The 19,372-nt window shown below is 67.7% G+C and carries 15 protein-coding genes; 8 read left to right on the top strand and 7 right to left on the bottom strand.

The genetic code is table 11. From position 1 onward, the window contains the following. From ACYCAX_RS10900 to ACYCAX_RS10890, 3 genes are read right to left on the bottom strand one after another with little or no spacing between them, the layout of a single operon-like run. Window positions 1-693 carry a heavy metal response regulator transcription factor gene (locus ACYCAX_RS10900; protein WP_015478176.1) on the bottom strand — a complete coding sequence of 231 codons (693 nt, stop codon included), beginning with the start codon at window positions 691-693 and terminating at the stop codon, window positions 1-3. 52 nt (window positions 694-745) lie between these two features. Then, window positions 746-3,856, bottom strand: coding sequence for a multidrug efflux RND transporter permease subunit (locus tag ACYCAX_RS10895; protein WP_460247993.1), 3,111 nt, complete (start codon window positions 3,854-3,856; stop codon window positions 746-748). Then, on the bottom strand, window positions 3,853-4,998 hold the full coding sequence (locus ACYCAX_RS10890) for an efflux RND transporter periplasmic adaptor subunit (protein ID WP_460247992.1): 1,146 nt from the start codon (window positions 4,996-4,998) through the stop codon (window positions 3,853-3,855). Before ACYCAX_RS10890 ends, ACYCAX_RS10895 begins: the two co-directional genes overlap by 4 nt. 208 nt (window positions 4,999-5,206) lie before the next feature. Between ACYCAX_RS10890 and lapG the strand changes: the two genes are divergently transcribed. Next, window positions 5,207-5,908, top strand: a complete 702-nt coding sequence (gene lapG, locus ACYCAX_RS10885; protein ID WP_015478179.1) for a cysteine protease LapG — start codon at window positions 5,207-5,209, stop codon at window positions 5,906-5,908. Window positions 5,909-5,920: 12 nt separating this feature from the next. Further along, complete coding sequence (gene lapD, locus ACYCAX_RS10880; protein WP_460247991.1) at window positions 5,921-7,873, top strand: cyclic di-GMP receptor LapD; 1,953 nt, start codon at window positions 5,921-5,923, stop codon at window positions 7,871-7,873. Window positions 7,874-8,032: 159 nt separating this feature from the next. On the opposite strand, the gene pap is transcribed toward lapD, so the two are convergent. Next, complete coding sequence (pap, locus tag ACYCAX_RS10875; protein ID WP_294974242.1) at window positions 8,033-9,538, bottom strand: polyphosphate:AMP phosphotransferase; 1,506 nt, start codon at window positions 9,536-9,538, stop codon at window positions 8,033-8,035. Between the two features lie 224 nt (window positions 9,539-9,762). Between pap and mnmC the strand changes: the two genes are divergently transcribed. Next, window positions 9,763-11,742, top strand: coding sequence for a bifunctional tRNA (5-methylaminomethyl-2-thiouridine)(34)-methyltransferase MnmC2/FAD-dependent 5-carboxymethylaminomethyl-2-thiouridine(34) oxidoreductase MnmC1 (gene mnmC / locus ACYCAX_RS10870; protein WP_460247990.1), 1,980 nt, complete (start codon window positions 9,763-9,765; stop codon window positions 11,740-11,742). A 51-nt stretch (window positions 11,743-11,793) separates the two neighbouring features. Beyond that, window positions 11,794-12,546 carry a sulfite exporter TauE/SafE family protein gene (locus ACYCAX_RS10865; RefSeq protein WP_015478183.1) on the top strand — a complete coding sequence of 251 codons (753 nt, stop codon included), beginning with the start codon at window positions 11,794-11,796 and terminating at the stop codon, window positions 12,544-12,546. Here ACYCAX_RS10865 and ACYCAX_RS10860 read toward each other — a convergent pair. Continuing rightward, entirely contained in the window at window positions 12,543-13,025 is a 483-nt protein-coding gene (locus ACYCAX_RS10860; RefSeq protein WP_041712665.1) for a MarR family winged helix-turn-helix transcriptional regulator, read from the bottom strand. The genes ACYCAX_RS10865 and ACYCAX_RS10860 overlap by 4 nt on opposite strands. A 129-nt stretch (window positions 13,026-13,154) precedes the next feature. Here ACYCAX_RS10860 and ACYCAX_RS10855 point away from each other — a divergent pair, with 129 nt between their 5' ends. The 4 genes from ACYCAX_RS10855 to ACYCAX_RS10840 are packed head-to-tail and all read left to right on the top strand — an operon-like array spanning window position 13,155 to window position 18,239. Further along, the gene (locus ACYCAX_RS10855; RefSeq protein WP_015478185.1) at window positions 13,155-14,924 is read left to right on the top strand and encodes an N-acetylglutaminylglutamine amidotransferase; all 1,770 of its coding nucleotides are present in this window, start codon (window positions 13,155-13,157) and stop codon (window positions 14,922-14,924) included. A gap of 33 nt (window positions 14,925-14,957) precedes the next feature. Continuing rightward, window positions 14,958-16,751, top strand: a complete 1,794-nt coding sequence (ngg, locus tag ACYCAX_RS10850; RefSeq protein WP_460247989.1) for an N-acetylglutaminylglutamine synthetase — start codon at window positions 14,958-14,960, stop codon at window positions 16,749-16,751. Further along, the gene (locus ACYCAX_RS10845) at window positions 16,748-17,950 is read left to right on the top strand and encodes an osmoprotectant NAGGN system M42 family peptidase (RefSeq protein ID WP_015478187.1); all 1,203 of its coding nucleotides are present in this window, start codon (window positions 16,748-16,750) and stop codon (window positions 17,948-17,950) included. Before ngg ends, ACYCAX_RS10845 begins: the two co-directional genes overlap by 4 nt. A gap of 58 nt (window positions 17,951-18,008) precedes the next feature. Further along, window positions 18,009-18,239: a YheU family protein gene (locus ACYCAX_RS10840; protein WP_015478188.1), complete on the top strand. Its 231-nt coding sequence runs from the start codon at window positions 18,009-18,011 to the stop codon at window positions 18,237-18,239. A gap of 213 nt (window positions 18,240-18,452) precedes the next feature. Here ACYCAX_RS10840 and ACYCAX_RS10835 read toward each other — a convergent pair whose 3' ends face one another. Together ACYCAX_RS10835 and ACYCAX_RS10830 are read right to left on the bottom strand one after the other, a co-directional pair. Then, window positions 18,453-18,782, bottom strand: a complete 330-nt coding sequence (locus ACYCAX_RS10835) for a YnfA family protein (protein WP_294979087.1) — start codon at window positions 18,780-18,782, stop codon at window positions 18,453-18,455. Between the two features lie 30 nt (window positions 18,783-18,812). Beyond that, complete coding sequence (locus tag ACYCAX_RS10830) at window positions 18,813-19,238, bottom strand: hypothetical protein (RefSeq protein WP_015478190.1); 426 nt, start codon at window positions 19,236-19,238, stop codon at window positions 18,813-18,815. Between the last annotated feature and the right edge of the window lie 134 nt (window positions 19,239-19,372).

The following is a 19,372-nucleotide window of genomic DNA, read 5'->3' as shown; positions in this document are numbered from 1 at the left end:
TCACGCCTCGCGCTCCTGGGCCGTGCGGCTTTCCAGCACGTAGCCCATGCCCCGGATGGTATGCAGCAGCTTAGTGTCGAAGGGCCCGTCGAGCTTGGCGCGCAGACGCTTGATGGCGACCTCCACGACGTTGGTGTCGGTGTCGAAATTGATGTCCCAGACCAGCTCGGCGATGGCCGTCTTGGAGAGGATTTCGCCACTGCGCTGGGCCAGCACGCAGAGCAGCGAATACTCCTTGGCGGTCAGTTCCAGGCGCGTGCCGCCACGCTGCACGCGGCGGCTGACCAGATCGATGGCGAGGTCGGCGATGCGCATCTGTGTGGCGCTTTCCAGGTGTGCGCCACGGCGGGTCAGGGCTTGCAGGCGCGCCACCAGTTCGAGGAAGGAGAACGGCTTGATCAGGTAATCGTCGGCGCCCTCGCGCAGGCCGCGCACGCGGTCTTCCACACGCTCGCGGGCGGTGAGCATGATCACCGGCGTCTGCCGCTGTTCACGCAGGGCGCGCAGCACGCCGTAGCCGTCGATGCCGGGGAGCATCACGTCGAGGACGATGACGTCGTATTCGCCATTGAGCGCCAGGTGCCGGCCGTCGATGCCGTTGCTGGCGACGTCCACGGTGAAGCCCTGCTCGCTCAACCCGCGCTGCAGGTAGTCGGCGGTCTTGCTCTCGTCTTCGACAATCAGTACGCGCATGCCAGCCCTCCGTTCGTGACGCCCGCAGTCCGGCATGCTACCCAGCCACTCCTCATACCGCACCTCCCAGCGCGGCCGGTGCCGGTTGCTGGCGATGGAACAGCCGGTCCAGCGCCAGGTACACCACCGGCGTGCTGAACAGGGTCAGCGCCTGGCTGAAGAGCAGCCCGCCGACCACCGCCACACCCAGCGGCTGGCGCAGTTCCGAGCCGGTACCGAAGCCGATCATCAGCGGGATCGCCCCCAGCAGCGCGGCCAGCGTGGTCATCATGATCGGCCGGAAGCGCGCCAGGCACGCCTCGCGGATCGCGTCGTAGGGCGACAGCCCACGCTGGCGTTGCGCGGCCAGGGCGAAGTCGACCATCAGGATGCCGTTCTTCTTGACGATGCCGATCAGCAGCACCAGGCCGATCAGCGCCATCACCGAGAACTCCAGGCCCCAGCCCCAGAGCAGGAACACCGCGCCGATGCCGGCCGAGGGCAAGGTGGAAAGAATGGTCAGCGGGTGCACGAAGCTCTCGTAGAGCACGCCCAGGATCACGTAGACCGCAAACAGCGCCGCGAGGATCAACAGCGGCTGGCTGGCCAGCGAACTCTGGAAGGCCGCCGCGGCGCCCTGGAATTCGCCGCTGATGCTCGACGGCATGCCGATCTCCGCCTGCGCCCGCTGCACCAGGCTGACCGCATCGCCCAGGGCCACGCCCGGCGACAGGTTGAAGGACAGCGTGACGGCCGGGAACATGCCGTTGTGGTTGATCTGCAGCGGCCCGGACTTGGCCGGTGTGACCCGCGCCAGCGCAGCCAACGGCACCATCTCGCCGGTCAGCGGCGAACGCAGGTGGAACCAGGCCAGGCTTTCCGCGCGGCCGCGCTGGCGCGAATCCAGTTCGAGGATGACCTTGTACTGGTTGACCTCGGTCTGGAATTCGCCGACCTGGCGCTGGCCGAAGGCGTCATAGAGGGTCTGGCTGACGTCCTCGGCGGACAGCCCGAAGCGCGCCGCCGCCACCCGGTCGATCGCAAGCGAGGTGACGCTGGCGCCCATCTGCAGATCGTTGGACACATCCTGCAGGCCGCCCTCCTCCTTCAGCCGCTGGGTCAGGCGATCCGCCCACTGCGCCAGCGCCGCGCTGTCGTTGCTGCGCAGGGCGTACTGGTACTGGGTGCGCACCGGCCCGGTGGCGAGGTTGATGTCCTGCGCCGAACGCAGGTAGAGGACGATGCCCGGCACCTTGGCCAGCTTGGGGCGGATGCGGTTGATGAACTCGTCCACCGAGACGTCGCGGTCGCCACGGTCCTTGAGCACGATCCAGAAGCGTCCGTTGGCCAGGCTCTGGCTGCCGCCGGTGATGCCGATGGCGTGGTTGTAGCTCTGTACCGCCGGGTCGGCGGCAACGATGACGGCGAGCTGGTTGTGCTTCTCGGCCATGTCGGCATAGGAGATGTCCTCGGCGGCCTGGGTGGTGCCGAAGACGAAGGCGGTGTCCTGGGACGGGAAGAAGCCCTTGGGAATGCCGACGTAGCCGCCCACCGCGATGGCCACGCAGACCGCGAAGCCGGCGAGCACGCTGCGCTGGTGGTGCAGCGACCAGTCCAGCCCCTTGGCGTAGCGTGCCAGCAGCCAGCCGGCGATGCCTCCGTCGTCGTGCCCGTGCCCGCTTTTATGGTGATGGGGCGCCCCCATGAAGCGCGAGGCGAGCATCGGCGCGATGGTCAGCGAGGCCAGCACCGAAATCAGGATGGCCGCCGTGACGCTGACGGCGAACTCGCGGAACAGCCGCCCGACGATGCCGCCCATGAACAGCAGCGGGATGAACGCGGCGATCAGCGAGAAGCTGATGGAGACCACCGTGAAGCTGATCTCCGAGGCGCCGGCCAGCGCCGCCTGCACCCGGTCCTTGCCCTGCTCCAGGTGGCGGTGGATGTTCTCCACCACCACGATGGCGTCGTCGACGATGAAGCCCACGGCGATGATCAGCGCCACCAATGTCAGGTTGTTCAGGGTGAAGCCCAGCAGGTACATGGCCGCGAAGCTGGCGCTGAGCGACACCGCCAGCACGGTGGCGACGATCAGGGTGGCCGACAGCTGGCGCAGGAACAGCCCCATCACCAGCACCACCAACCCCATGGTCAACAGCAGGGTCAGCTCCACTTCATGCAGCGAGGCTCGAATGGTGCGGGTGCGATCGTTGAGCACTTCCACCTCGACGCCCGCCGGCAGCATTTCACGCAGGCGCGGCAGCTCGGCCTGGATGGCATCGGAGGTCTCGACGATGTTCGCGCCGGGCTGGCGCAGGATCACCAGCGCCACGCCGGGGCGGCCGTCCGGCCAGGCCTGCACGTAGTCGTCTTCCGGCGCCTTCACCACCTTCGCCAGATCGCGCAGGAACACCGGTGCCCCGGCGCGGTAGGCCACCACCAGGTCGCCATATTCATTGGGACTGAACAACTGGTCGTTGGCCGCCAGGGTGGACACGCGGCCGTCGCCGAACAGCGCGCCCTTGGCTTGGTTGATGCTCGCCGACTGCAGCGACTGGCGCAGGTCGGCCAGGGTCAGGCGGAACGCAGCCAGCTTCTCCGGCTGCGCCTGGATGCGGATCGCCGGGCGCTGCTGGCCGACCACGAAGATCTGCCCGACCCCGCTGATCTGGCTGAGCTGGCGTGACAGCAGCACTTCGGCAAGGTCACTGAGCTCGATCAGCGGCATCAGCTCGGAATTCACCCGGACGATCATGATCGGGCTGTCCGCCGGGTTGATCTTGCGCCAGGTCGGCAGGTTCGGCATGTCCGCCGGCAGGCGCCCGGCGGCGGCGTTGATCGCGGCGGTGACCTCCTGGGCGGCGACGTCGATGTTCTTTTCCAGGTCGAACTGCAGCGTCAGGGTGGTCGAGCCCAAAGCGCTGGTGGAGAGCATCTGGGTGATGCCGGGGATGGCGCTGAACTGCACTTCCAGCGGAGTCGCCACCGAAGACGCCATGGTTTCCGGGCTGCCGCCGGGCAGCAGCGCCTGCACCTGGATGGTGGGGAAATCCACCTGCGGCAGTGGCGCCACGCCAAGACGGAAGAACGCCAGCAGGCCGAGCAGCAGCGAGGCGATGGTCAGCAGGCAGGTGGCGATGGGGTGGCGCACGCACCAGCCGGACATGCCGGCGCGCACGCTCACGGCTCGCTCCGGCGGGCCAGGCTCTGCACGTCGCCCTGCACGTCCACGCGGGCGCCGGGGGTCAGGCGCGAGTGGCCGTCGAGCACCACTTCATCGTCCGCCGCGAGGCCTTCGACCAGGGTGCGGCCATCCACTTCCTGGACAATGCGCACCGGCACCTTCTGCGCCTTGCCGTCCTCGATACGAAACACGAAGGCGCCATCCAGACCACGGCGTACGGCACGGCTGTCCAGCACCAGACCGTTGCGCAGCACGCCGGACTGCAGGTCGATGGCGACGAACTGCCCCGGCCAGAGCTGGTCGTCCTTGTTGTCGAAGACCGCACGCACGCGGATGGTCCCGGTGCTGCTGGCGACCTGGTTGTCGATACTGCGCAGGTGGCCCTCGCCGAGCAGCTGGCCGCCGTCGCGGCTGCGCGCGATCACCGGGGAATCGCCCTTCATCAGCGGTTGCAGTTGCGGCAGGCTTTCCTGCGGCAGGGCGAAGACCACCGAGATCGGCGACATCTGGGTGACGGTGAACAGGCCGCTGCTGTCATTGGTGCGCAGCAGGTTGCCGACGTCGACGTTGCGGATGCCGACGCGGCCGGCGACCGGCGAGGTGATGCGGGTGTAGGACAGGCGCACGCGCTCGGCGTCGATGGTGGCCTGGTTGCCACGCAGGGTGGCGCGCAGGCGCGCTGCCTCGGCTTCGGTCTGCTCCAGGGTCTGGCGGGAAATCGATCCGCGCTGGCTCAGCGTCTGGTAGCGCGCCAGATCCTGCTCGACGATGCGCAGCTGCGCCTGATTGCTTTGCCTGGTCGCCTCGGCCTGCTCCAGCGCGGCGTTGATGGCGCGGTCGTCGATGGTCGCCAGCAGTTCGCCCTCCTTGACCATCTGCCCCTCTTCCACCAGCAACGCGGTGAGCTGGCCCTCGACCTGCGGGCGCACCAGCACGCTGTGCAGCGAGGTAACGGTGCCGACGCCGTCGAGGTTCTGCGTCAGGTCCTCGCGGGCCACGCGCGCCAGGGTCACCGGCACGCCGGCTGTCTGCGCCGCGGCCTGGGGCGCCTCGTGCCGGCCGGCAAAGCCCCAGAAGCCCGCTCCCAGCGCCGCCACTCCCAGCACTCCCGCCGCCAGCCAAACCCGCCGTTGCCCCTGCATCCCGCTCTCCTGCGTCTGGTTCGGCCACAGCGGCCGCATCCTGGGGTTATAAGCCAGAGCGCGGGACCGCACGCTGACCCTTAAATGACAATCCTGTCAGATTCGCCGGCAAGGCCTGTACGACGGGGCTTTTCGCCCAATGGCGATGCGCCAGCGCAAGTTTTCGAAGAGCGCCTAGACTCCACACATCCCACATGGAGCGCTGGCGATGCAGCCAACCGGAGGAGCCCTCAGGCTGTTCGCCAGCCCGCCGCGTCTGCGGGCCGGCGCGCTGCTGCTCGCGCTCCTCGCGCTGACCGCCGGCGCCACCTGGAACTTCGACGCCATCCTGAAGAATGCCGAGCAGCGCTACGGCAACCTGGGCACCGCGAAAACACGCATCGAGTCCTGGGGCCGGCTGATCGACGACAGCGAGAACCTCGACGAAGCCGCCAAGCTCAAGGCGGTCAACGCCTTCTTCAACGGCGCCCTGGTGTTCACCGACGACCGCACCGTCTGGCACCAGGAGGACTACTGGGCGACGCCCATCGAATCCCTCTACAAAGGCGCCGGCGACTGCGAGGACTACTCCATCGCCAAGTTCATCACCCTGCGCCGCCTCGGGGTCGCCAGCGACAAGCTGCGCATCACCTACGTCAAGGCACTGCAGCAGAACCAGGCGCACATGGTGCTCACCTACTACGCCTCCCCCACCGCCGAGCCGCTGGTGCTGGACAACCTGATCCCGCAGATCAGGCCAGCCTCCCAGCGCAAGGACCTCCTGCCCGTCTACGCCTTCAACGCCGAAGGGCTGTGGCTGCCCGGCCCCGGCGGCGGCAAGCGAACCGGCGACAGCAAGAAGCTGTCGCGCTGGCAGGACCTGTTGACCAAGATGCGCGCCGAGGGCCTGGACCTCGACGAGACGCGATAGGAGAACCCCGGCATGTCATTGCTCAAGCAACTGTTCCTGGCGATCTGCCTGTTCCTCGTGGTGGCCTTCGCCGGCAGCTTCGCCGCCAGCCTGGAAAGCTCCCGCGAACAGATGATCAGCCAGTTGCGCTCCCACGCCCAGGACGCCGCCACCGCGCTGGGGCTGTCGCTCACCCCGCACGTGGACGACCCGGCGATGATCGAGCTGATGGTCAGCTCGATCTTCGACTCCGGCTACTTCGCCACCATCCGCGTGGTCAGCATTCCCGACGGCAAGGTCGTCGTCGAGCGCGACACCAGCACCCGCTCCGACCAGGTGCCACGCTGGTTCGCCCGGCTGGTGAACCTCAAGGCCCAGGGTGGCGACGCGCTGATCATGCGCGGCTGGGAGCAGGCCGCGCGGGTCGAGGTGGTCAGCCATCCGCAGTTCGCCCTGGCCAAGCTGTGGGACGGCGCGCTGGGCAGCCTGGCCTGGCTGCTGCTGTGCGGGTTGATCAGCGCCATCCTCGGCGGCTGGCTGCTGCGCACCCAGTTGAAGCCGCTGGACCAGATGGTGCAGCAGGCCCAGGCCATCACCCGCCGCGAATTCCTCACCCTGCCCAGGGAGCCGCGCACACCCGAACTCAAGCGCGTGGTGCAGGCGATGAACCAGATGGTGGACAAGCTCAAGGCACTGTTCGCCGAGGAAGCCTCGCGCAGCGAGAAGCTGCGCGAAGAGGCCTACCAGGACAGCCTCTCGGGCCTGGCCAACCGCCGCCTGTTCGACGCGCGGCTGGACGCGCAACTGTCCCCCAGCGAACAGAACGCCGCCGGCTACCTGCTGCTGCTGCGCCTGAACGACCTGGCCGGGCTCAACCAGCGCCTGGGCGGGCAGCGCACCGACGCGCTGATCCGCGACGTCGCCGAGCTGCTGGAGCGCGAGCGCGAACAGCACGGCACCCCGGACTGGCTGGCGGCGCGCAGCCGTGGCGGCGAGTTCACCCTGCTCGCCCCAGGCGTCGACAGCGCCAGTGCCGAGCAATTGGCCGATGAACTCAGCGCCGCCCTGGAAAACCTGCGCGGCACCGGCGCCAGCGACTGCACACCGGTGGCCCACCTGGGCCTGTCGGCCTTCCGTCCCGGCGAATCGTCGGCCAGCGTCCTCTCCCGCGCCGACCAGGCACTGGCCCAGTCGCAGTCCTCGCCGGGCCGTCCCTGGCAGCGCCTGGACAGCTCCGGCAGCCAACCGGTGCAGGACTCCCGCGCCTGGCGCGAGTGGCTCGACGATGCCTTGCAGAAGGGCAAGTTGCAGCTGTGGTTCCAGCCCGTGCGCGCCTGCGCCGAGAACGGCGAGTTGCTGCACCAGAAAGTCCTCGCGCGGCTGCTCGATCCCAAGGGAGAAGCCGTCGCGGCCGGGCAGTTCCTGCCGTGGATCGAACGCTTCGGCTGGTCCGCGCGCTTCGACCTGGCCATGCTCGAACACGCCCTCGCCCATCTCGCCCAGCAACCGGCGCCGCTGGCGCTGTCGCTGTCAGCGGAAACCGTGCGCAGCGCCGAGCCGCTGCGCGAGCTGTTCGAGATCCTCCGCGCCCACCCGCAGGAGGCTCAATTGATGACCCTGGAAGTGGACGAACGCTACCTGCCGCCGCCGGCGGAGCTGGAGAAGCTGGCCCAGTCGGTGCAGGACGTCGGCGCCAAGCTGGGCCTGCAGCACTTCGGCGGGCGCTTCAGCCTGATCGGCAACCTCACCCGCCTCGGCCTTGCATACCTGAAGATCGACGGCAGCTACATCCGCGCCATCGACCAGGACAATGACAAGCGCCTGTTCATCGAGGCGGTCTTCCGCGCGGCCAACAGCATCGACCTGCCGCTGATTGCCGAGATGGTGGAGAGCGAGGGTGAATTGAAGGTATTGCGGGAAATGGGGATCGCCGGGGCGATGGGCCGGCTGGTCGGGGCGCCGAAGCCGTCGCAGAAGAACGGCTAGATCGCGCGACCTTGTAGGAGCGAGCTTGCTCGCGAACAGGCCCCGTTGCGAAATCCATTTCGCAAGCAAGCTCGGTCCTACACAAATAAATCTGCACCACGCTCCGGACCGCCCCGTTCAACGACGGATTTTCTCGCCCCAAGCGAAAAACCGGACGTCTCAGTCCTTCTTGCCCTTCTTCGCACTGGCGTACGCCGCCTCCAGCGCGTCGTTGATGGTCTTGAGCACCTTCACCCGCGCATAGCGCTTGTCGTTGGCCTCCACCAGCGTCCAGGGCGCGATCTCGGTGCTGGTGCGGTCGACCATGTCGCCCACCGCATCCACATAGAGGTCCCACTTGTCGCGGTTGCGCCAGTCTTCCTCGGTGATCTTGAAGCGCTTGAACGGAATCGACTCGCGTTCCTTGAAGCGTTCCAACTGGGTGTCCTGGTCGATGGACAGCCAGAACTTCACCACCACGATGCCGAACTCGACCAGTTGCTCCTCGAAGTCGTTGATCTCCGCATAGGCGCGCAGCCAGTCGGCCTCCGAGGCGAAGCCCTCGACCCGCTCCACCAGCACCCGGCCATACCAGGAGCGGTCGAAGATGGTGAACTGCCGGCGCGCCGGCATGTGCCGCCAGAAGCGCCACAGGTAGGGCTGGGCGCGCTCCTCCTCGGTGGGCGCGGCGATCGGCACGATGTGGTACTGGCGCGGGTCCAGCGCATCGGTCACGCGACGGATGGCTCCCCCCTTGCCGGCGGCGTCGTTGCCCTCGAACACGGCGATCAGCGAATGACTGCGGAAGCGCTTGTCGCGCATCAGCGTAGCCAGGCGCGCCTGCTCCTTGGCCATTTGCTCCTTGTACTGATCCTTGTCCAGTTTCAGGGTCAGGTCGAGCGCGCCGAGCAACCCCTTGTTGTCCAGGCTGGACACCAGCGGCGCGGCGTGGGGTTGCGGCGTGGGGCGGTCCTTGAGCTTGAGCGCGGCCTGCAGGCCTTCGAGGAGGGTACGGCCCACCGTCAGGCTGCGGTAGCGCTCGTCGGCGCCCTCGACCACGTACCAGGGCGCATAGTCACGGCTGGTGCGGCGCAGCACGCGCTCGCCATAGCGCACGAACTTGTCGTAGACCTCGCTCTGCTTCCAGTCCAGGTCGCTGAGCTGCCAGCTGCGGGTCGGGTCGTTCTCCAGCGCCTTGAGGCGCTCCTTGAGCTGCTTCTTGGACAGGTGGAACCAGAACTTGAAGATCAGTGCGCCTTCGTCGGAGTACATGCGCTCGAAGCGTTCGGCGTCGCCGATCAGCCCATCCAGCTGGCTGTCCTTGACCTCGCCCATCACCCGCGCATAGAGCATCTGGCTGTACCAGTTGCCAAAGAAGATACCGATACGCCCCTTGGGCGGCAGCTTGCGCCAGAAGCGCCACTGCGGCGGACGGGAGAGTTCCTCGTCGGTGGGCAGGAGGAAACTTTCCACCTGGATCAGGCGCGGATCCATCCATTCGTTGAGCAGCTTCACCGTCTCGCCCTTGCCGGCGCCCTCGATGCCATTGATCAGGATGATCACCGGGAAGCGCGCCTGCTGCTTGAGCTCGTACTGCGCCTCGAGCAACGCCTCACGCAGGACGGCGACCTCCTTCTCGTAGGTTTCCTTGTCAATGGAATGGCCGATCTCGGCGGATTCGAACATGCACCTCTCCTTGTTTCCGAATGCTGTAAAAGGTAGCGGAAGTGACGGGCGGGCTGCTGACATTTCGTCTTGGCCGCGACGACGTCCGCGGGGTTGCGGGGGGCGCCAGGGAAAGACCTGCGCTCCGGCGCGGCAACACGGCGCACATCGAAACATCGGCAACCCCTGAGGCCGACACGGCGGATCGGCTAAACTGCCGCCTTTGCTTTCACCACGACCGACGCATGCCTCTTTCCCATCCCAAAGCCCACAGCGCCCAGATCGACTGGGACGAAAACGGCCAACCCACTTCCCGCGCCTATGGCGACGTGTACTTCTCCCGCGCTTCCGGCATCGATGAAACACGCCATGTGTTCCTTGACGGCAACCGTCTGGCGCAACGGCTGAGCGAGCTGCCCGCCGACGGCCGGCTGTGCATCGGCGAGACCGGCTTCGGCACCGGGCTGAACTTCCTTTGCGCCTGGCAACAGTTCGAAGCCCTGGCGCCCCGGGAAGCACGGCTGCAGTTCGTCAGCACCGAGAAATTCCCGGTCGCGCCGGACGACCTGCGCCGCGCCCTGGCCCTCTGGCCGGAACTGGCGCCCTGGTCGGAACAACTGCTGGCCCAGTACGTAGCGGTCAACCCCGGCTTCCAGCGCTTCGTCTTCGCCGACGGCCGCGTGGTGCTGACCCTGCTGGTGGGCGATGTGCTGGACACCCTGCCGGAGCTGGATGCACGGATCGACGCCTGGTTCCTCGACGGCTTTTCGCCGGCGAAGAACCCGGAGATGTGGACCGACGCCCTGTTCGCCCAGCTCGCCCGGCTTTCGGCGCCGAACGCGACCCTGGCCACCTTCACCAGTGCCGGATTCGTCCGGCGCGGCCTCATCGCCGCCGGCTTCGCTATGCAGCGCGTGAAGGGGTTCGGGCAGAAGCGCGAGATGCTGGTGGGCGATTTCGCCGGCGAAAACAGCGCACCCGCCAAACCCTGGTACGCCCGCCCCGCCCGCCCGAACGGCCCGCGCGCGGCACTGGTGATCGGCGGCGGCATGGCCGGTTGTGCCAGCGCCGCCAGCCTGGCCGCGCGCGGCTGGCAAGTGACGCTGATCGAGCGCCACGCCGGCCTGGCCGAGGAAGCCTCCGGCAATCCACAGGGCGTGCTCTACCTCAAGCTGTCGGCCCACGGTACCGCGCTGTCGCGCCTGGTGGTCAGCGGCTTCGGGCATACCCGCCGGCTGATCGAGCGCCTGCAGAACGGCGCGGACTGGTCGGCCTGCGGCGTGCTGCAGTTGGGCTTCGACGACGCCGAGGCGCAACGCCAGGCGCAATTGGCCGAGGCCTTCCCGGATTCGCTGCTGCGTCTGCTGGATCACACCGAAGCCGAGCGCATCGCCGGTGTCGGCCTGCCCGCCGGCGGCCTGTTCTTCCCCGAAGGCGGCTGGGTGCATCCACCGGCGCTGTGCCGGCACCTGGCGCAGCATCCGAACATTCGCGTGCTGACCGGCGAGGAAGTCCGCCTGCAACACGAAGCCGATGGCTGGAGTGCCTGGAGCGGCGAGGAAAAGCTGACCAGCGCGCCCATCGCCATCCTCGCCACCGCCGCCGAAGTACGGCATTTCGCCGGCGCCGAGACGCTGCCGATGAAGCGTATCCGCGGACAGATCACCCGCGTTCCGGCCACCGCCGAGAGCGTCGCGCTGAGCACCGTGGTCTGCGCCGAAGGCTACGTCGCGCCGCTCCGCCACGGCGAACACACCCTGGGCGCCAGCTTCGAGTTCAAGCGCAATGACACCGAGCCCTCGCTGGAAGAACACCTGGGCAACCTCGACCTGCTGGCGGAAATATCCACAGACCTGAGCGAACGCCTGCACATCGCCCACCTCGATCCGGCAACCCTGCAAGGCCGCGCGGCCTTCCGCTGCACCACGCCGGACTACCTGCCGCTGGTGGGCCCGCTGGCCGACCGCGACGCCTTCGCGGCGGCCTACGCGGTGCTCGGCAAGGACGCCCGGCAGGTGCCGGAAACACCCTGCCCCTGGCTGAACGGCCTGTACCTGAACAGCGCCCACGGCTCGCGCGGGCTGGTCACCGCGCCGCTGTCCGGCGAGCTGCTGGCAGCCTGGCTGGACGACGAACCGCTGCCGCTGCCGCGCGCCGTGGCCGAGGCCTGCCACCCCAATCGTTTCTTCCTGCGCGACGTCGTGCGCGGGCAGAAGACGTCCTGATCACCGCGCGGCCGGATGGGCCGCGCCACCTCTCCAGAGCGGACCACCGACATGGATGCATTACTGCTGGAATCCTCGGTCATCGGCCTGATCCTCGGCCTGTTGCTGGGCCTCACCGGCGCCGGCGGCTCGCTGGTGGCGCTGCCGCTGCTGCTCAGCCTGCACCTGCCGCTGCACGACGCCATCGGCGTCAGCCTCGGCGCGGTGGCACTGTCGGCGGCGATCGGCGCAGTGCCCCGTGCGCGCCAGGGACAGGTGGCCTGGCGGCCGCTGCTCTGGCTGGTCATCACCGGCTGGCCGGGCAACGCCATCGGCCAGTGGCTGGGGCAGTTCGTGCCCGAAGCCTGGCTGATCGTCGGTTTCTGCCTGCTGGTGCTGTGGTCGGCCTGGCGTATGTGGCAGGGCTCGCGCCAGGAGCGTGCAGGCCCCCAGGCGATGCGCAACGGCCCGCTGCTGGGCGTGGGGCTGGCGGTGGGCCTGCTTTCCGGCCTGATGGGCGTGGGTGGCGGCTTCCTGATCGTACCGGGATTGCTGTGGTTCACCCCGCTGTCGATGCTGGCGGCGACGGCGACCTCGATGGCGGTGATCGCGCTGGTGTCCGGCGGCGGCTTCCTGCTCTACCTGAGCCATGCCCAGCCGCCCCTGCCGCTGCTGGCCTGCCTCGCGACGGGCGGCGCACTCGGGGTGCTGGCCGGCAACCGCCTGGCCGTGCGCCTGGGAGGCGCGACGCTGCAGCGTCTGTTCGCCCTGATGCTGGTGGCGGTCAGCCTGTCGCTGGCCGCGCAGAAGCTGCTGGCGTCCTAGGACGCTTCCTCTTCCGCGCCTGTCGCATCCGGCGTCTCGAACAACTCGGCGGCGCGCAGCAGCCCCGCGAGAATCGCGTGCTGCTCCCACTCCGGCAGTCCGGCGAAACGCTCCAGAGCGTGCTCGGGCAGCAGCTCCGGCCCATCGCGCAGCGCCTCATGCCCCGCGGCGTCCAGACTCAGCCAGTGTCTGCGGCGGTCATCGGAGTCACGCCGGCGCGTCAGCAGCCGCTGGCTTTCCAGGCGCGTCAGCACGCTCGACAGCGATGACTGGGAGAGCGCGACGTGCCCAGCCAACTGACCAGCGGTAATTTCCCCCTCCAGCTCCACCACCTGCAGGATCAGCAGTTGCAGCGGCGTCAGTTCGCCATCGCGCCCCAGGCTCTTGGAGTGCACGTCGGCCGCCTGCTGCAGGCGGCGCAACGCCTGCAGCATCGACAGGGCGTGGGCGTTACGCATCGAAGATTTGCTATCGGCCATCATCGTTCACCTGCGCCTTCGGACTTTCCTCAATGAAATCAAATAGAACTCTCATCCATTCGAGCGGTCCTCCCCTATGGCCCCCTTGAGGGACCACCCACTCATCCCCAACGGAGAACCGGTAAGGACATGTGCGGAATAGCAGGAGAACTTCGCTTCGATAACCAGGCCGCCGATCTCGCAGCGGTCGAACGCATCACCCACCACCTCGCCCCACGGGGCCCCGATGCCTGGGGCTTCCACAGCGAAGGGCCACTGGCCCTCGGGCACCGGCGCCTGAAAATCATGGACCTGGCCGAAGCCTCCGGCCAGCCGATGATCGATCCGACGCTGGGCCTGTCGCTGGTGTTCAACGGCGCAATCTACAACTACCCCGAACTACGCGGTGAACTTGAAGCCCTCGGCTACCACTTTTTTTCCGGTGGCGATACCGAAGTACTTCTAAAGGGATACCACGCTTGGGGTGAACAACTATTGCCACGTCTCAATGGCATGTTTGCCTTCGCCATCTGGGAACGCGACAAACGGCGCCTGTTCATCGCCCGCGACCGTCTCGGCATCAAGCCGCTGTACCTGTCGCGCACCGGCAAGCGCCTGCGCTTCGCCTCCAGCCTGCCGGCGCTGCTCAAGGGCGGTGACATCGACCCGGCGCTGGACCCGGTGGCGCTCAACCACTACCTCAACTTCCACGCCGTGGTCCCCGCGCCGCGCACCCTGCTGGCCGAGGTGCAGAAACTGCCGCCGGCCACCTGGATGAGCATCGACGCCCAGGGCCACACCGAGCGCCAGCGCTGGTGGAACCTGGGCTACGGCCCGTTGCCCGATGAACGGGAACTGACCCTGGACGACTGGGAAGAACGCCTGCTGGACAGCCTGCGCGACGCCGTCAGCGTGCGCCAGCGCGCCGCCCGCGAAGTGGGCGTGCTGCTCTCTGGCGGGGTCGATTCCAGTCTGCTGGTCGGCCTACTGCACGAGGCGGGCGTGGACGATCTGCTGACCTTCTCCATCGGCTTCGAGGATGCCGGCGGCGAGCGCGGCGACGAGTTCCAGTACTCCGACCTGATCGCCCAGCGCTATGGCACCCGCCACCATCAGTTGCGCATCGCCGAGAAGGAAGTCATCGAGCAGCTGCCGGCCGCCTTCCAGGCCATGAGCGAGCCGATGGTCAGCCATGACTGCATTGCCTTCTACCTGCTCTCCCGCGAGGTGTCGAAGCACTGCAAGGTGGTGCAGAGCGGCCAGGGCGCCGACGAGCTGTTCGCCGGCTACCACTGGTATCCCAAGGTGGCCGGCGCGAAGGACCCGCTGCAGGCGTACCGCACGGCCTTCTTCGACCGTAGCCACGGCGAGTACCTGGACACCGTGCGCGAAGCGTTGCAGGTGGAGGACGTGGCCGGCGAGTTCGTTCGCGAGCACTTCGCCCAGCCCGGCGCGATCGATCCGGTGGACAAGGCTCTGCGCCTGGACAGCACCATCATGCTGGTCGACGACCCGGTCAAACGGGTCGACAACATGACCATGGCCTGGGGCCTGGAAGCCCGCGTGCCGTTCCTCGACTACCGGGTGGCGGAGCTCTCGGCGCGCATCCCGTCGCGCTTCAAGCTCGGCGACGGTGGCAAGCAGGTGCTCAAGGCCGCCGCGCGCAAGGTCATCCCCAGCGAGGTGATCGACCGCCCCAAGGGCTACTTCCCGGTGCCCGGCCTGAAGCACCTGCAGGGCAACACCCGCGCCTGGGTCAGCGAACTGTTGCTGGATCCGAGCCAGGATCGCGGCCTGTTCGAGACGGCGATGTTCGACCGTCTGCTCAGCAACCCGTCGACCGACCTCACGCCGCTGCGGGGCTCCAAGCTCTGGCAGTTGGCCGCGCTCAATCTCTGGCTGACCGAACACGGTTTGTGAAGCCCAGGACGAATGCTTTTCAGGGAGTCCACCATGAAGACCCATTTTAACCTGCCTCACCCCCACAACCAGCGCCTGCTACGAGGCCAGACGCCCACCTACGAACGTCTCCAGGCACGCTTCGCCGGCGATCACACGCAACAACGCCACGAAGGCCCGCTGATCCTGCAATGCGGCTGGGGCCGTCTGCTGATCGGCCATACCTTCGCCACCGCCGAGCAACTGGCCAACGAACTGCTCAACGAACGCCCCGGCGAGCGTGACATCGCCCTCTACGTCGCCGCGCCGCAGCAAGTGCTGACGCAGGCGCCGCAACAGCTGTTCCTCGATCCTTCCGACGCCTTGCGCCTGTGGTTCACCGACTACCGCCCGGCGCGCCGGCCGTTCCGCGGCTTCCGCATCCGCCGGGTGCACAGCGACGAGGACTGGGCGGCGATCAACCGCCTGTACCTGGCGCGCGGCATGCTCCCGGTGGATGCCGCCCAGGTCACCCCGCGCCACCAGGGCGGGCCGGCCTACTGGCTGGCCGAAGACGACGAGACCGGCACGGTGATCGGCACCGTCATGGGCATCAACCACGCCAAGGCCTTCCGCGACCCGGAAGGCGGCTCCAGCCTCTGGTGCCTGGCGGTGGACCCGCAGTCCAGCCGCCCCGGCGTGGGCGAGGCCCTGGTGCGCCACCTGATCGAGCACTTCATGAGCCGGGGTCTTGCCTACCTCGACCTGTCGGTGCTGCACAGCAACCAGCAGGCCAAGTCGCTCTACCGCAAGCTGCGCTTCCGCGAGCTGCCGACCTTCGCCATCAAATGCAAGAACGGCATCAACCAGTCGCTGTTCCTCGGCCCAGGCCCCGAGGAGGACCTGAACCCCTACGCCAGGATCATCGTCGACGAGGCCCATCGGCGCGGCATCGACGTGCAGGTGCAGGACGCCGACGCCGGGCTGTTCATCCTCACTCAGGGCGGCCGGCGCATCCGCTGCCGCGAATCGCTGTGCGACCTGACCAGCGCGGTGAGCATGAGCCTGTGCCAGGACAAGACCCTCACCCACCGCACCCTCGACCGCGTCGGCCTGCGCCAGCCGCAACAGCGCCTGGCGGGCAACGTCAAGGACAACGCCCAGTTCCTTGCCGAACACGGCTCGCTGGTGGTCAAGCCGGTGGACGGCGAGCAGGGACAAGGGGTCGCCGTGGACCTGCGCAGCGCCGGCGAAGTGGAAAGCGCTATCGCCCAGGCCAGGCAGTTCGACACCCGCGTGATCCTGGAGAGCTACCACGCGGGCCAGGACCTGCGCGTCGTGGTGATCGGCTATGAAGTGGTGGCCGCCGCGATCCGCCGCCCCGCCGAGGTCATCGGCGATGGCCGGCACAGCATCCGCCGGCTGATCGAGGCGCAGAGCCGGCGACGGCAGGCCGCCACCGGGGGCGAAAGCCGCATCCCGCTGGACAAGGAGACCGAACGCACCCTGGCCGCCGCCGGCTTCGGCTACGACGACGTGCTGCCCAGCGGCCAGCGCCTGGCCGTGCGCCGCACCGCCAACCTGCACACCGGGGGCACCCTGGAGGACGTCACCGAGCGGCTGCATCCGAAACTGGCCGACGCCGCGATCCGCGCGGCGCGTGCGCTGGAGATCCCGGTCACCGGCCTCGACCTGCTGGTGCGCGACGCCGACCAGCCGGACTACGTGATCATCGAAGCCAACGAGCGGCCGGGGCTGGCCAACCATGAGCCGCAGCCCACCGCGGAGCGCTTCGTCGACCTGCTGTTCCCGCTGAGCCGCGAACTGCTCAACCGCGAATCCCATCCCGGCACGGAGGCTTCGGCATGAGTCCATTGCCACAACCCGACCTGAACTACCTGCAGCGCGTGCTGCTGGAAATGCTCGCCATCCCCAGTCCCACCGGCTTCACCGACACCATCGTGCGCTACGTCGCCGAACGGCTGGAGGAGATCGGCGTGCCCTTCGAAATGACCCGCCGCGGAACCATCCGCGCGACGCTCGCGGGCCGGCGCAACAGCCCGGACCGCGCAGTCTCGGCGCACCTGGACACCATCGGCGCCATCGTCCGCGAGATCAAGCCCAACGGCCGCCTGGCGCTGGCGCCGGTGGGCTGCTGGTCGAGCCGCTTCGCCGAGGGCAGCCGGGTCACGGTGTTCTGCGAGAACGGCGTACTACGCGGCAGCGTGCTGCCGCTGCTGGCCTCCGGGCACGCGTTCAACACGGCGGTGGACAGCCTGCCGATCAGTTGGGACCACGTCGAACTGCGCCTGGACACCTACACCGTCAGCCGCGCCGACAGTGAAACCCTGGGCGTGGCGATCGGCGACTTCGTCGCCTTCGACCCCTTGCCGGAGTTCACCGAGAGCGGCCACATCAGCGCCCGCCACCTCGACGACAAGGCCGGGGTGGCCGCACTGCTGGCGGCGCTGAAGGCAATTCGCGAGAGTGGCCAGGAACCGCCGATCGACTGCCACCCGCTGTTCACCATCACCGAGGAAATCGGCTCCGGCGCGGCCGGTGCGCTGCCCTGGGATGTCAGCGAGTTCGTCGGTATCGACATCGCCCCGGTGGCCGAGGGGCAGAACTCCAGCGAGCACGCGGTGAGCGTGGCCCTGCAGGACTCCGGCGGGCCTTACGACTACCACCTGTCACGGCACCTGCTGCGGCTGAGCGAACGCCACGAGATCGCCGTGCGCCGCGACCTGTTCCGCTACTACCACAGCGATGCGCAGTCGGCGATCACCGCCGGCCATGACATCCGTACCGCGCTGCTGGCCTTCGGTTGCGACGCCACCCACGGCTACGAGCGCACCCACATCGACAGTCTGGCGGCGCTGTCGCGTCTGCTCACCGCCTACCTGCTGAGCCCGCCGGTGTTCGACAGCGACGCCGAACCCAGCGAAGGCGCCCTGGAACGTTTCAGCAAGCAGCTGGAACATCCGGTGCACATGGAAAGCACCACCCATGTGCCGCCGGTGGATGATCTGATCGACACCAGCGACGCCCCTGGCAAAGACAAGAACTGAGCTGCACTCGCCGCAGCGCGGGACTACAATCCCGCGCTGCGATTTGCGAGTACCCGCCATGCTGATTCCCTTTGAGCTGATCGAAGCCGACACCCTGAACAACCTGCTGGAAGACTTCGTCACCCGCGAAGGCACCGACAACGGCGACGACACCCCGCTGGACGTCCGCGTCGAACGCGCGCGGCATGCCCTCAGGCGCGGCGAGGCGGTGATCGTCTTCGACCCGGAAAGCCAACTGTGCCAGCTGGTGCTGAAAAGCGAAGTGCCGAAGGAGTGGCTGGCGGACTGAGCAAGAGCTCTTTGCAGGAGCAACTGTGTTCTTCCGGGTTAACCCCTGCCTGTGCTTCCCCCTCACCCCAGCCCTCCCCAGGAACGGGGTGGGGTGAGGGGTTCTTGTAGGAGCGAGCTTGCTCGCGAACCTTACGCTCACTGATCGCACCGGTTCGGCCGGTTGCCCCGTTCGCGAGCACGCTCGCTCCTACAGGCTTCGATCCCGTTCGGATCAGGGCGCGAGCTTCGGCCCGAACAGCACCACGCTGGCGCCGATCACGCACAGCGCCACGCCGAGCCAGTCGCTCCACAGCGGGCGGCTCTTCTCCACGAAAGCCAGCCAGAACAGCGAAGCGGCGACGTAGATGCCGCCGTACGCGGCATAGGCACGCCCGGCATAGCTGGCCTCGACGCGGGTGAGCAACAGGGCGAACACCGTCAGGCTGAGCAGGCCGGGAATGATCCACAGGGCGCTCTTGTCCAGGCGCAGCCAGAGGTAAAAGGCGTAACAGCCGGCAATCTCGCAGAACGCGGCGAGGACAAACCAGAGGTAGTTGATCATGGGCTCTATCCGTGACGGGAGGCGTTCGAGTCAGCCGCGCAGGCCGCCCTCGCGCTCCCAGGCGCAGCGCACTTTCAGTTCGCCTTCGCGGGGGCTGTGGAAGCCGTTCTCGGATTCCCAGCGGAAGGTGTGGCTGCCGTTGACTTCGGTTTCCAGGTGGACCACCGCGCTGGCCCAGTAGAGACGGCGCAGCAGGGCTTCGAACTGTTCGACCCAGAGCTTCCATTCGTATTCGATGGTCTGGTAGCTGGCACCGAAATGGATCACCTGGGACTGGTACAGGCCGGCGCCCTCGGTTTCGCAGCGGCTGAACATCTCGCGGCCAAGAAAAGGCCACGCCTCCCCCATCGGCAGACTGTCGAGCACCTTGCGGTTGGCGGCGCGGCGCAGGCGGCGCTCCATCGAGTCGCCGGGCCAGTCGCGGATGCAACCATAGACGATGGATTCGGACTGCAAGCGGGTTCTTCCTTCAATGACACCGATGCCTTCTAACACAGGCCTGGCGATGCGCAAAGCGCGAATCCCCACAGCTGCGCAGTAGCCCGTGTCTAGTCCTGAAATAGGTTTACACCTCTGAGGGTTGGCACCAG

It is taken from the genome of Pseudomonas sp. MT3 (genome assembly GCF_054720805.1).
This window is presented reverse-complemented; position numbering and strand designations above follow the sequence as displayed.